General features: G+C 50.8%; 15 protein-coding genes. 9 read left to right on the plus strand and 6 right to left on the minus strand.

The window, feature by feature from the left end; all coding sequences use genetic code 11:
* Window positions 1-132: helix-turn-helix domain-containing protein (locus tag AR333_RS25845; protein ID WP_216638971.1), on the minus strand; the 132-nt coding region annotated here is incomplete at its 3' end.
* Window positions 133-524: 392 nt separating this feature from the next.
* Window positions 525-1703: a glycosyltransferase family 2 protein gene (locus AR333_RS23860; protein WP_068777851.1), complete on the minus strand. Its 1179-nt coding sequence runs from the start codon at window positions 1701-1703 to the stop codon at window positions 525-527.
* A gap of 169 nt (window positions 1704-1872) precedes the next feature.
* Here AR333_RS23860 and yyaC point away from each other — a divergent pair, with 169 nt between their 5' ends.
* From yyaC to AR333_RS23895, 7 genes are all read left to right on the plus strand, one after another.
* Window positions 1873-2406, plus strand: coding sequence for a spore protease YyaC (gene yyaC, locus AR333_RS23865; protein ID WP_068777852.1), 534 nt, complete (start codon window positions 1873-1875; stop codon window positions 2404-2406).
* A gap of 307 nt (window positions 2407-2713) precedes the next feature.
* On the plus strand, window positions 2714-4558 hold the full coding sequence (locus tag AR333_RS23870) for an ABC transporter ATP-binding protein (RefSeq protein WP_068777853.1): 1845 nt from the start codon (window positions 2714-2716) through the stop codon (window positions 4556-4558).
* An 85-nt stretch (window positions 4559-4643) separates the two neighbouring features.
* Complete coding sequence (locus tag AR333_RS23875) at window positions 4644-5099, plus strand: hypothetical protein (RefSeq protein WP_068777854.1); 456 nt, start codon at window positions 4644-4646, stop codon at window positions 5097-5099.
* A gap of 108 nt (window positions 5100-5207) precedes the next feature.
* On the plus strand, window positions 5208-5492 hold the full coding sequence (locus AR333_RS23880; protein WP_068777855.1) for a hypothetical protein: 285 nt from the start codon (window positions 5208-5210) through the stop codon (window positions 5490-5492).
* Between the two features lie 224 nt (window positions 5493-5716).
* A complete protein-coding gene (locus AR333_RS23885; RefSeq protein ID WP_068777856.1) occupies window positions 5717-6763 on the plus strand; it encodes a copper amine oxidase N-terminal domain-containing protein in 1047 nt (348 codons plus the stop codon).
* A gap of 229 nt (window positions 6764-6992) precedes the next feature.
* On the plus strand, window positions 6993-7274 hold the full coding sequence (locus tag AR333_RS23890; RefSeq protein WP_068777857.1) for an antibiotic biosynthesis monooxygenase: 282 nt from the start codon (window positions 6993-6995) through the stop codon (window positions 7272-7274).
* 74 nt (window positions 7275-7348) lie between these two features.
* On the plus strand, window positions 7349-8008 hold the full coding sequence (locus AR333_RS23895) for an NAD(P)H-binding protein (protein ID WP_068777858.1): 660 nt from the start codon (window positions 7349-7351) through the stop codon (window positions 8006-8008).
* A 22-nt stretch (window positions 8009-8030) separates the two neighbouring features.
* On the opposite strand, the gene AR333_RS23900 is transcribed toward AR333_RS23895, so the two are convergent.
* From AR333_RS23900 to AR333_RS23915, 4 genes are all read right to left on the minus strand, one after another.
* Window positions 8031-8798 (minus strand): TSUP family transporter, encoded by a 768-nt coding sequence (locus tag AR333_RS23900; RefSeq protein WP_068777859.1) that lies wholly within the window; start codon window positions 8796-8798, stop codon window positions 8031-8033.
* A gap of 166 nt (window positions 8799-8964) precedes the next feature.
* Window positions 8965-9933 (minus strand): polysaccharide deacetylase family protein, encoded by a 969-nt coding sequence (locus tag AR333_RS23905; protein ID WP_068777860.1) that lies wholly within the window; start codon window positions 9931-9933, stop codon window positions 8965-8967.
* Window positions 9934-10055: 122 nt separating this feature from the next.
* The gene (locus AR333_RS23910; protein WP_068777861.1) at window positions 10056-10370 is read right to left on the minus strand and encodes a dehydrogenase; all 315 of its coding nucleotides are present in this window, start codon (window positions 10368-10370) and stop codon (window positions 10056-10058) included.
* Between the two features lie 97 nt (window positions 10371-10467).
* On the minus strand, window positions 10468-10923 hold the full coding sequence (locus AR333_RS23915) for a cupredoxin domain-containing protein (RefSeq protein WP_068777862.1): 456 nt from the start codon (window positions 10921-10923) through the stop codon (window positions 10468-10470).
* Between the two features lie 374 nt (window positions 10924-11297).
* Here AR333_RS23915 and AR333_RS23920 point away from each other — a divergent pair, with 374 nt between their 5' ends.
* A complete protein-coding gene (locus AR333_RS23920) occupies window positions 11298-11897 on the plus strand; it encodes a DedA family protein (RefSeq protein ID WP_084784014.1) in 600 nt (199 codons plus the stop codon).
* A gap of 27 nt (window positions 11898-11924) precedes the next feature.
* Window positions 11925-12491: a thioredoxin family protein gene (locus AR333_RS23925; protein ID WP_068777864.1), complete on the plus strand. Its 567-nt coding sequence runs from the start codon at window positions 11925-11927 to the stop codon at window positions 12489-12491.
* Window positions 12492-12497 lie beyond the last annotated feature (6 nt).

A 12497-nucleotide genomic window follows, 5' to 3' on the forward strand; every position in this document is an offset into this window, starting at 1 on the left:
TTCCAATCCTTCAATCCCGTATAACTCATACCGATGCCGCCATTTCACCAGTGTACCTACACTGATGTTGTATTTGTCGGCGATCTCCTTCCGAGTGGCTTCACCTGTTTGAAGCTCCTCTATGATCGCCATTTTCTCGGTCCCATTATATTCATGTATGTATGCCAAAAAGAAATGCCCCCTCCAAGTAGTCGGTTTATTTATTAAACCTGTCTACTTAAAGGGGAGCATATCACGGGGATGAGATAGTCTTTTTTGATGAGCTATTTGATCAGGCTTCGCACATAAATGGAGTGTACAGATGCTGCCGGAAGACCGGGTTCGGCGTTATTTTCGCACAACTTATGACTGGAAATTTGTGTATGCCGTTAACAGGCTGACTGTAAGGAGCAGTGCTCTAAAGGCGTACTTGTAAACTCGGGTCTGCGCATTAGACATAATAAATATCTCCTCCTCGCTTTTATTCTTTTTCATTATACAATAAACCAAGGAACACAATTGTAAACATTCTGTAATCATTTTAATTAGCGGCCTTTCATTTTCTTCAGTTCGGATAAAGGATAGAATGTTCCCCTCCAGTAGACACCGCCTTGCTTCAGCGTCAAAGCAACCGAACGCAGCAGCACGTACACGAGCATGACGGCACTGATCGGAATAACCAGTGCGTCAGTCGATGGCTTGCCGGATACCAGGCGGACCTGCTTCAGATAAAGCTGGATCATGATCAGCACGGACAGCAGATGTACCAGGCTTCGCCAGTCCCCGTGCAGCAGCATCCCGATCCATGGGTAGGTAAACAGCATCAGCTGGCCCGCTCCGGCCGCTGCCGCCAGGAGAGTATGATAGCCGAACCCGGAGAAGAAGTTCTTCTCCAGCCCGCGGACTGCGCTGTGCATATCCGGGTACCATTCCAGCTGCAGCAGGCCGCGGCTGGAGGCCAGACGCTGACGGTGCCCGTCCCGCTTCACGGAAGCGCCGAGCTGCAGGTCATCATCGGGACGCAGTGCAATGGCCTTGTGCGTCCCGATAGCTTCGTAGGTTTGCCGCCGGATGAGATTGAACGCACCGATACCCATCCCGCCGCTGCGCAGATCATCGCGGTTCGCGCGCCAAGGGCGTGTGAACAAGGTCATGGAGAAGAGGAAGTGATGGATAAAGCTTCGGAGCCAGAATTTCCGGGTCGTCATCGTTGGTGTAAGTGTCAGGTGGTCGGCCTGCTCCAGACGGGCATAATGGATGGCATCCCGCACGGTCTCAGGACGGAAGCGGATGTCGGCATCCGTGAACAGCAGCCATTGGCCGCGCGCTTGTAAATATCCCTGATACAAGGCATGATTCTTACCGAGCCAGCCCGGCGGAAGCGCAGTAATATGAATGATTCTCAGGGGAATGCTGATCTCTTCGCGTGCCTGCGACCATTTCCTTAATTCCTCCAAAGTACTTCCGGTCGCATCCTGAGAACGGTCGTTAACCACGATCAGCTCCAGACGGGGATAGTCTTGCGCGAGCAAGTGGCGGACCGTATCCCGGATCGTGCTTTCTTCTTCTTTGGCGGCGATGATAACGGAAACAAGCGGTACCGGATCAGAGAGCGGACCGGACGGGGGAAGTTCCCGGAGGAGTTTCATCCCGCGGAGATATTCTGCTAACGTGACGAGCCAGTACAACAGGATTAGAAGTGCGATAATTCCAGCTATGGACATAAACAGCCTCCTTGTGGAACAATATGAGTAGATCAGGCCTAAGAGCGTTTTTTTAGAGAATGAGATCTAATAAATAGAGCAGGGTGATTAAGATCTGATTCTAGAACATTTTACAAACCTAATGATTCATACTTTCAATAATTTTTTATGTAAAGGAGGCTAGGGCAGCATGGATAAACTCCGCTTGCCTTCCGCAGCAGGCTACTGGAAGAAGGTGGCCGGAAGACAGCTGGCCGCCTTCTTGACGGAGCTTCGCGAAGCAGAGGGAGATGCTTCGCGCTGGGTGTTCGTGTGCATCGGCACCGACCGTTCCACCGGCGATGCACTCGGCCCCCTCGTCGGCACGATGCTTGCCGAATCGGGGTACTCGGTCATCGGCACGCTGGAGCATCCGTGCGATGCGAGCAACTTGACGCAGCGCCTTGCCGAGATTCCGCCGGATTCGGTAGTGATCGGTGTCGACGCATGCCTGGGACAGCCTTCTTCTGTCGGATTGTTCCAGGTGTCGAACCGGCCGATCTTCCCCGGCAAATCCATGGGCAAGGAACTGCCGGTGGTCGGCGATTACACGATCGCGGCAGTCGTCAACGCGGATGGTCCGCGACAATATTCGGTCCTCCAGACGACATCGCTCCATCGTGTAATGGGCATGGCACGTGAAATCACTGCAGCCGTTCAGGCCGCATTTCCCCGGCAGGCATAACCCGGGTAGCATAGCCCGGGTAGTTAAGATCACCACACGTGTGTTTGTCCCGTCAGCCTGTTATCATTATACATGTGCGGCATCAGCGTTGCTAAGCCCGCGCTTTCTGGACCGGCCCGCTTTTGCGGTCCGCCAGGGAAGCGGGTTTGTTTGTTTTGAAGTCATGTGAAGCAGTTCCGGTACCAACCCGTTATCCGCATCATGCAAGGTTTGCCATGTATGCTGCGACTTAGCTGAACAAGGGGAACAAATTAGCGCCTCGCATTTTGATCAAGAGAAGAATATTTCGGGGAGATGAACCATAAAGATGAGAAACGGTTTTGGCGGAGGTTTACAGGCGGGGGGCCGTATGCGGAAAGCGGGCATTAAGGATGTGTCGCTTCGCCGCATTCTGAGTCTGTTCGCCCCTTACAAAGGGCAGCTTACCGTGATTGTGCTGCTGGCACTCGGGGGTGCGGTAATCGGATTGGTTCCGCCCCTGATCATGAAGGAAATTATCGATACGGCTATTCCGCAGCAAAGTGTGCGGCTGCTCGCTTATCTGGCCGGTCTGCTGGTGGCCTTGCCGCTGGTCAGCGGGATGCTCGGGGTTGCGCAGAATCACCTCAACACCAAAGTCGCCCAAGGTGTAATGAGGGATTTGAGAATGTCACTTTTTCAAAACCTCCAGCGGCAGTCGATGTCGTTCTTTACCGCTTCAAGATCCGGAGAAGTTGTCCAGCGTCTGACAGAGGACATTCAGGCTGTCCAGTCCGTCGTTACGAGTCTTGTCGTCTCGACGCTTACGCAGATTGTGATTGTATTCACAACCATCGGGATCTTATTTGCCCTTGATTGGCGGCTGGCGATCGTCGCTTTAATCATTCTGCCGGCCTTTGTACTGCCGGTGCGCAAAGTAGCGGGCGTCAGGAAGCGCCTTCGCACAGAGACACAGAAAGTAAGGGCGGATATGTCCGCCCAGCTTGCGGAAATATTCGGTGTATCCGGCGCGATGCTGACACGTATTTTTACCCGTGAGCAGCAGCAGGAACAAAAATTCGGCGCGATGAACCAACAGGTGATGGATCTGGAACTGAGACTCAATCTGATCGGCCGGTGGTATATGATGTTTCTCGGTGTACTGGGTCCGCTCGGCACAGCCATTATTTATATCTACGGGGGCTATTCGGTCATACAAGGAACCATGACGATCGGGGCGATTGTTGCATTTGCTGCTTATCTGGGCCGGTTGTACAGCCCGGTAGGGACGCTCCTTAACCTTCACGTTGAGGTTGGAACGGCTTTAGGCGTCTTTCAGCGTATCTTTGAATACCAGGACAAGAAGCCGGAAGTAGTGGATGAGGCCGGCGGCCGGGAGCTTCCGCCGATTCGCGGAGCCATTGCTGTGCGGGATGTTTCATTCGCCTATTCGCAGGGTAATGACGTTTTATCCGCGATTTCCTTCGAGGCCAAAGCAGGTGAAGTAATTGCTTTGGTTGGTCCGAGCGGAGCCGGTAAATCTACGTTGATAGGTTTAATGGCGAGGCTCCATGACCCGACGAAGGGAACGATAGAGATAGACGGGTTTGATGTGAAAAAGGTTAGCTTAGCGTCGCTCCGGCGTCAGATCGCTTACGTGACACAAGAGTCCTTCTTGTTTCACGCCACCGTGCGTGAAAACCTGCTTTTCGCTAAGGAGGATGCAACCGAGGACGAACTCGAGGATGCATGCCGCAAAGCTTACATCTACGAGTTTGTCCAGTCTTTGCCGCATGGCTATGACACCATGGTAGGCGAGCGCGGCCATCGGCTCTCCGGGGGTGAGCGCCAGCGCCTGGCTATTGCAAGAGCTCTGCTCAAGAATCCCCGTATTCTTATCCTGGATGAGGCAACCTCACATCTTGATTCCGAATCGGAGGCTTACGTGCAAGCCGCACTGGAGCAGCTGATGCGGGAACGTACGACGCTCGTTATTGCACACCGGTTATCCACTGTTCTTTCGGCAGACCGTATTCTGGTCTTGGAGAAGGGAACCATCGTGGAAAGAGGGACCCATCAAGAAATGCTGGAGCATAATGGACTTTATGCACGTCTGTACAGGACCCAGTTCGCTGGAAAGACAGAGAAGACAGACAAAACAGATAAGAGCGATGAAATGGACATGATCAATTAACCAAAGACACTCAGTCTCGCTGCCTGTTGTTCATGAGTTGGAAGAGTAAGCTGTACGAACACGAATTCGAAGGAGGAATTTTCGAATGAAGGAGTTCAGTAAGACGCTGACGACGACGACTAAGCCTTTCTCTTTTGTGCATAAGACATTAAGTGACTTTGGGTTTGCCAGCACGAATGACCTGGGTGTCCCCAAATACGTAACGACATTCGCTGACTCCCTGACGAAGCGCAATTATAAACTGGCCATACCGACCCGGTCGCTGGATAACGGACATACGGAAGTAAGGCTCGGCCAGACTAGGTTTGAATCCGAGGAAGAACCGCCTAACCGGATTATAGAAGCGGCTGTCTGCAAAATGAAAGAACTGGCCGACTATTTACGTCAGCCGGTCAAGCGCAATCAGACGGTACAAACGGCTAACAACGGGTATATGGCTACGCATGCCCGGGATTTGAAGCGTTTGGGTAACGAAATGAAAAAAATGAAAACTAACAGCGAGTTGAAGCAAACCGGACTGATACCTGATCCTATTCAGTAGAAGAAGATGGGGAGAAAGCCCCGCTGCGGCGCGGGCTTTTTATGTTACCGCATAGCAGGAGGTCCATGCTCAACCGCTCTATTACAGGAGAATAAGGAGTGAAGGGAAATGACCTTGATTCATCATATTAATTATCAGAATGCGGATAATGAAGTATACTGCTGCCTGCGTAACAAAGTGGTCCGGCTTGACGATTACCAGAAGAACACATTTTGCGGCGGCTGTAAAATGTTTGCCGGATTTGCCGGAGGCAAGGGTGTAGAATGCGAGTGGGACGATATGCGTGAAGTGTCTAACCCTCTGATCGTGCATGATCCGGTGAAAGAACTGTTCAGCAATCAGGTCCGCAAGCTTGAACTGGACGATCCTTCAACTATGCTGTTCGGAAACTAACCGGACTGCTTTTGCCGATTCGAATATGACGTAATAAATCCGACAGTCCCTTAATCAGGGGCTGTTTTAGGTTAAAATTGTATAATTATCCGGATATAGTGGCTAATTATACAAAATAATCACAGATTCCAGCTCCTTTTTGCAACATAAACTGAAAATTTGCGTCTAATTATAAGTAAGAATCTTGTAAAACTAACAGACTATCGACAGAAGGGAAGACTAACATGAATAACGGAATGAAGAAAAGTCTGGCTGTATTGGCAGCAACGATGGTTATGACCAGTGGAGCCGCGTATGCTTCGCCTGTACAAGCGGCGGATGCGAAAATGACTGTACAACCTATTTCACAAGCAGTTCAGCAAAGTATTGCTATTGAGGTAAACAACCAGCGTTTGGATGAGGCAGGTTATCACAAAGCGGGAGCTAAAGAGCCGATGATTCCGCTCCGTGCCGTTACAGAAGCGCTTGGCATGGAATTGACTTGGAATCAGGCGGATTTATCCGTTGATATCAGCAAAGATCAATTGTGGACAAAAGTGACTACAGGCGAGGACCGCTATGTCATCAATAAGATGTACAAGCCCCTAGGCACAGCGCCTGAGCTTGTTGACAATAAGCTCTATGTGCCGGCATCTTTTGCAAACGTAATTCTGCAGGGTACAGTAAGTTTGGAGGGCGGTACGATTTCCGTTCAGCGTGATGACCAGCAGAAGCAGGAGCATGTCACAACTAGCGGTGTGGTTACCTCCATCCAGGATGAAGGCGAATATAAGTCCGTACAGATCCAAGGCTCGGGACGTGATGGTATTGTCCTGAATGTCGCTAAAGAGACTGTGTTTGAAGCGACAGATGGAAAGGCACTAACACTTGCTGATCTGACGATCGGCGCTGTCGTAAAGGCGGAACATTCTCTCGCTATGACGATGAGTCTGCCACCACAGACCGGCGCTTATAAAATTACGCTAGTTAAGCCGGCTGCCGATAAAGAAATGTTCGGAACATCGGGTAAGATTGAGGAAGTAAGCACGTCTACCGATGGCTCCGTCAGCATCCGCATCAAGGGTGAAGGCTTAAGCGAGCAGTCCCAGCCTGAGGTTGTTCTTCATCTGTCCGACAAGACGGCCATTGTGAATGGACAAGGCGAAGCAGTTGATAAGAGTGAAGTTGTAGAAGGTGCTGAAGTAATCGGCTTCTATAACGGCATGCTTACCAGAAGCTTGCCGCCAATCGGCCAAGCTTTGCAAATTGTTGTCAAACAGGCAGAGAAGTAATCACATAACGCAAATCTCATCATTCCAAGACGGATTGATGCAGACAACTGGAGGAACCGCCTTCGAATTCATTCGAAAGCGGTTCTTCTTTGTACCGCATGGACCCCCTTACTCCGGACACTGTGTGCGCAGGACTCTGCTCCTGGCGGATGAGAATTTGTTTCCAACTTCTCAATACGGTAAACTATTTAGAGGACATCTATTCTAACTAAGAAATGAGGCCGTTCCTATGTATATTGCCGTTAACACAATTGAAGTGCCGAATCCGAAGCAAATGGTCGAAATGTTCCGCATGCAAGCACCGAACATGAAAGAGCTGGAAGGATTTCTGGGTTTGGATGTATGGACGGATGAAACTGCCATTAAAGTGATCACGAAATGGGAGAACAAAGAAGCTTTCGAAGCTTATACGCAGAGCGACGTTTTCAAGCGTTCTCACGGCGGGCATGGCGGCAAGGAAATGAAGCCGAAGGCTCAGCTATCCTATTTTGAAGGCGAAACGCTTATTTAATGGAATAATGGAACAAGCCCCGCAAGGGGCTTTTTTGCTGCATCTACTTATGAGAGCACGGGAGGTACGGATTCATGAAGAGAACAGCAATCGTTGCCGGAGCAACAGGCCTGGTCGGCAGAGAATTAGTCCGGGAACTGCTCCAAGAGCCAAGCTATGAGAAGATCGTGGCTCTGGTGCGGACTCCGCTTCACCTGGAGGATGCCAGACTGGAGCAGATCACAACGGATTGGAGTGAGAAGCATCTGGATTCCGAGTTGGGCAGTTTACTTAAGGATGCGGATCTTTACTGCGCGCTGGGTACCACCATTAAAAAAGCGAAGTCGAAGCAGCAGTTCAGAGTGGTGGATTACGAATATCCAATGCTGCTGGGAAGATTGGCCCGGAAGTATGGAGCCGCACGGCTGCTTGTAGTCTCGGCTATGGGAGCGGATCGGAATTCAAGGTTCTTTTATAGTCGGGTAAAAGGAGAAATGGAAGAGGGACTGAAAAAGTCCGGAGTAGGGACTCTTCATTTGTTCAGGCCTTCTCTACTGATTGGAGAGCGTGAGGAGTTCAGGCTGGGAGAAGCGGTAGGGGCAATGCTCAGTAAACCGCTGTCTTTTCTGATGGTGGGCAGCTTCCGCAAATACAAGCCGATATCGGCCTCTAGGGTGGCAAGAGCGATGATTGCAGCCGCCCGGAGCCAGTCAGCGGGCGTGCATATCCACGAGTCGGATCGCATGGCGGAATAGATTCGGCGGAAGCCACCGACGGTTAAGAAATCCATAAACTCCAGATTTGTTTGCCGATCAGAATAATAGTCATGACCACGAAGAGAGGTTTGACGAACGAGGCGCCTTTACGGATCGCAAAACGGGTTCCGACAAGAGCTCCGCCGATCATCGCAATTCCCATCGGAAGTCCATAAGCCAGGCTTACGGAGTCCAGCACAAAGAAGGTCGCGAGGGCACCCAGGTTGCTGGCCAGGTTGAGAACCTTCGAGTTAGCGGAAGCGCCGACGAAGTCAAAACCCAGAAGCAGGAACAGGAAAATAAGAAAAGAGCCTGTTCCCGGCCCGAAGAAGCCGTCGTAAAATCCGATGACGAAGGCACCGGCGATGAGCCACCCTTTGCTGCGGGCGGTAAGTCCCTTGTAGGTCGAGGCCGCACCCCAATTTTTCTTCAGCAGAGTGTAGGCGGTCACGGCAACCAGAAGTACGACCACAAGGGGTTTCAGGAATTCGGAGGGTATCTGATGAACGAGCAGAGCCCCCAGGATGGAGCCGATCAGTGACAGCGGGAATAATCCGGCCGCCAACTTGAAGTTAATTTTACCGGACAGCATAAACGATGCGGTGCTCGTAAGCGAGCACATCGTACCGGATAATTTATTCGTCCCAAGGACTAGGGCAGGAGGGAGACCGGTGAATAATAGTGCGGGAACGGTAATGAGGCCGCCGCCTCCGACCACCGAATCTACAAAAGCCGCAAGAAATCCGACCACAATCAGAAACAGCAGCATCTCCCAGCTTAACATTTCCATGAATCTTGCCTCCATTTGGCTAACCTTATTCGCTTCATCCATTGTACATCGGAAGGCTTTCGGATAACAGTTCCTTTTCGGAAGGCGGAATGCGCAAGAAAAGCCAACCCCATGTGGGCTGGCTTGTAGATGTGAATGTCCTATCAGGCTGCAATCGGATAGCAGATCACTTGGGATTAGCGTGCTTGCTTACACCGCTCGTAGAGCCGCGCAGAGTAATTAATTCCGATACCGTGACGAAACGGTACCCCCGTTTTTGAAGCTCCGGGAGGATTTGTTTAATCGCCGCTACCGTATTCGCAGATCCTTTAACATAGTCGTGAAAAAGGACAATGTCGCCCTCCCGCGCGTTGTTCAGCACTTTGTTTACGATTTTGCTGACGGGCGGCGATTTCCAATCTTCCGTGTCCTGATGCCAGGACCACAGAACAGGCAAACAGCCTTCGCTGAGTGAAGCATGCACAAGTCTTTCGTGGTAATAACCGCCTGGAGGCCTGAAAAGGGTGGGGGATTTTCCCGTGATGCTTTTCAACACCTTCTGAGTCGCGGTAATCTCGCCTCGTATGTCATCGGTGGTTCGATTGCTTGTCAGAAAAGGGTGGCTGTATGTATGATTGCCAACCTCATGCCCTTCGGCAATCTCCCGTTTAATCAACTCGGGAAACCTCTCGGCCCGCTTGCCTACTGCGAAGAACGTCGCTTTGGCTCCGTATTTTTTTAATTCATTCAGAATTTGAGCGGTCTGAACAGGATCGGGCCCGTCATCGAATGTCAGCGCAATGACTTGGCCGGCAGATGGAACCTCCCACACAATTTCGCCCCGCTGCTCATAGTACTCCCGCTTACGCGGGGGAGCCTGCGCCTGCGCAGATGAAACTTTCTCGGAATCAGCCAGTCCTTTATCGACTGCTTCCGGGTAGCCGTTTACGGACTGCCGCGCTCCGGAAGCGGACGGCACTGCCGGCTCTGCAGCCGTATAACCAGTCTGCAAGGCGGACCGAGCTCTGGCCGCGGCAGCAGGTTGAACTGGAGCTGGTATTGCGGCAAGCACGCACATAGAGATCGTACAAGCCGTGTAACGGATGGCCGCCGAGCGTGATGAGAGTATAGGTATCTTTCGGATAAAACGATGCATGCTGTGAAATCCTCCATTCGCCGGTCCATGCTCCATTGAACATAACGATAACGGAACATGCTGAATAAGGATTAGCCTATGCTTATCCGCATCTTTTCATCCGTTCTTGGCTGTGCAATTTATTAGCCGCCATAAGAATGACGGAATGCACCTGCAAGCACATCCGCAGGGACACCCCATAGCTCGGCGATCTCGGGTGCAACCTTCTCCTCCCACCAATCAGCCTGAACTTTATGATTATCCGAGTTCTCCACGATGAAGGCGATGTTTTCAGCTACCTTACGGGCGTAGATTTTCTCTGCTTGTTCCACTTTATCCGCAGGAATGAATACCTTGAGCCTTTTGATTGTGCGATAGAGCTCACGACTGCAGGCCCGGCGAATGCCGCGAACACTCGGAAATTGAGTTTTATGTTTCTCATTCTTGTTATGTCTCAAGCCGGATCAGACTCCTTTCTTATGCTGCATGTTATGCGGATGCACAGCAAGAAGTGAGCGCGTGACGCGAAAAAGCAGGAGCACGCGGCTCCTGCTTCTACTCAATCACGTTAATGTAGGCGATCATCGGTCCGCTGTGCGCAATGTCGGGATGTGTGGTACAAATCAGCCGGTACGTACCGGTCTGGTCGGCTTTGAACTGAACGACGGTTTCTTTGCCTTTTTTTACTTCGCCTTTGATATTCAGCCCTTCAATAATAAAAGGGTGGCTTGCCCCGTTGACCCCATAAATGCTGAGTTTTACGTTCTCGCCCTTGCGGACCACGATCGTGCCCGGATCCCAGCGGTATGCTTCGATCTCTTTCCCGTTATCCAGCTTTGTTTTAAACTCTCCGGTAACCAGTTGTATGGTTCTTTCAGCAGACGCTGCCGGCTCGGCAGTGGTCATCAGAATTTGAGGATTGCGGAGAAATAGGAAAGCGGCGAATGCGATACACAAAAAACCAAGCACCATGACGAAGTGATATTTACGGATAACAAATGATTTGAACATAACAGACAACTCCCCCTAGACCAGTTTGTACACTATATGCAGAGGCTTGTCAGGACATGATGAGAAAATCCTTTTGGCTTTATTTTTAGCTTCGATCCTTCTGCATTCCTTTGCTCTGTAAGAATAAGAGGCGGCATGGAATTTGTGATAGGCGACGGCCTGTATCGGATTCGGGGACCGCTGCATGTATCACGGGCTTGGCATGTGCCAGCTCGAAGAGATGTGCCGCCCCAACTGAATTCTTACGAAATGATTCGGCTCATAAGCTGGTTGAGAGACCTTTTGATATGGTAGAATAGGGGCAATTGCAGCCATTCATTGAAGCTTGTCTGCACATGGACTTTACAAATTTAGATGGAGAAAGTGAGCTGAAGATGGGAGAATTTATTCATTCCCTTTTGGTCTTTTTCGAAGGCCTCGGGTACTGGGGAGTTATGCTGGGCTTGATGGTGGAAGTGATACCGAGTGAAATTGTGCTGTCTTACGCGGGATATTTGGTGGCCAAAGGCGAAATCGGTTTTGTCGGAGCGGTTATTTTCGGTACCATCGGCGGTGTTATTGCGCAGTTATTCGTCTATTGGGTCGGGCGTTACGGCGGGCGTCCCATTCTGGAGAAGTTCGGCAAATACATATTGATTAACAAGCATCATATAGATGTTGCTGAGAACTGGTTTACCAAATACGGAACCGGCGTCATCTTTACCGCCCGTTTTATTCCGGTTGTCCGTCATGCGATTTCTGTACCGGCGGGTATGGCCCGGATGCCGCTTGGAATCTTTGCTCTTTATACGACACTTGCGATCATTCCTTGGTCTATCTTGTTTGTTTATTTGGGTATTACGTTAAAAGATAACTGGGAGCATATCGACGAAATTGCCAGTACTTATACGATTCCGCTCGTTTTTGCTGCTATTGGCCTCCTGGCCGTTTATCTGGCTTTCACAAAATTACGGTCCAAACGCAGCCGCGTTTAATATACCGCTTGGAGGGGAATGGATTTTATGAGCACGAATTTATCCGCTGTAATTGGAAAAGGTTTGCAACCTCAGCAGTTTATCGACGGAATGGAGCGCAATAAAGAAGCATTTCTCGATTGGTATCAGAAGTTTCAGTGGGAGACAGAAGAGGACCGCGAATTCTTTGAGTCCATGAACAACCGGGACGATCTTCGCTGCGTCATTATTGCCGCTGAGTGGTGCGGGGACGTCGTACGCAATGTTCCTGTTGTATTCAAAGCGCTGGAGGACAGCGGGATTCCGGTTGAAGTCCTGATCATGGAAGAACACACGGATATAATGGATCAGTTTCTTACTTTTGGAGGACGCTCCATCCCGGTTGTTATTTTCACAGATACGGGAGGCTTCGTACTAGGCAAATGGGGACCGCGTCCCGAGCAGGTACAGGCTGTCATGAGAGCGTTCAAGCAAGAAAATCCGGATCGTGAAGCTCCGGATTATAATGACAAGATCCAGGCGGCCCGTGCCGAAATGGTTCGCCAGTATGGCGAAGGCACCGGCTATCAATCGGTTATCGTGGGCGAGCTTCGCGAACTGTTGTCGACGTTCTAATCAAGG

This window comes from Paenibacillus sp. FJAT-26967, assembly GCF_001541095.1.
GTDB lineage: Bacteria > Bacillota > Bacilli > Paenibacillales > NBRC-103111 > Paenibacillus_F.

Coding starts and splice junctions, on each gene's coding strand:
- AR333_RS23860 (WP_068777851.1), bottom strand. CDS start 1,703: ATGTCCATAGCTGGAATTATCGCACTTCTAATCCTGTTGTACTGGCTC.
- yyaC (WP_068777852.1), top strand. CDS start 1,873: ATGGATAAACTCCGCTTGCCTTCCGCAGCAGGCTACTGGAAGAAGGTG.
- AR333_RS23870 (WP_068777853.1), top strand. CDS start 2,714: ATGAGAAACGGTTTTGGCGGAGGTTTACAGGCGGGGGGCCGTATGCGG.
- AR333_RS23875 (WP_068777854.1), top strand. CDS start 4,644: ATGAAGGAGTTCAGTAAGACGCTGACGACGACGACTAAGCCTTTCTCT.
- AR333_RS23880 (WP_068777855.1), top strand. CDS start 5,208: ATGACCTTGATTCATCATATTAATTATCAGAATGCGGATAATGAAGTA.
- AR333_RS23885 (WP_068777856.1), top strand. CDS start 5,717: ATGAATAACGGAATGAAGAAAAGTCTGGCTGTATTGGCAGCAACGATG.
- AR333_RS23890 (WP_068777857.1), top strand. CDS start 6,993: ATGTATATTGCCGTTAACACAATTGAAGTGCCGAATCCGAAGCAAATG.
- AR333_RS23895 (WP_068777858.1), top strand. CDS start 7,349: ATGAAGAGAACAGCAATCGTTGCCGGAGCAACAGGCCTGGTCGGCAGA.
- AR333_RS23900 (WP_068777859.1), bottom strand. CDS start 8,798: ATGGAAATGTTAAGCTGGGAGATGCTGCTGTTTCTGATTGTGGTCGGA.
- AR333_RS23905 (WP_068777860.1), bottom strand. CDS start 9,933: ATGCATCGTTTTATCCGAAAGATACCTATACTCTCATCACGCTCGGCG.
- AR333_RS23915 (WP_068777862.1), bottom strand. CDS start 10,923: ATGTTCAAATCATTTGTTATCCGTAAATATCACTTCGTCATGGTGCTT.
- AR333_RS23920 (WP_084784014.1), top strand. CDS start 11,298: ATGGGAGAATTTATTCATTCCCTTTTGGTCTTTTTCGAAGGCCTCGGG.
- AR333_RS23925 (WP_068777864.1), top strand. CDS start 11,925: ATGAGCACGAATTTATCCGCTGTAATTGGAAAAGGTTTGCAACCTCAG.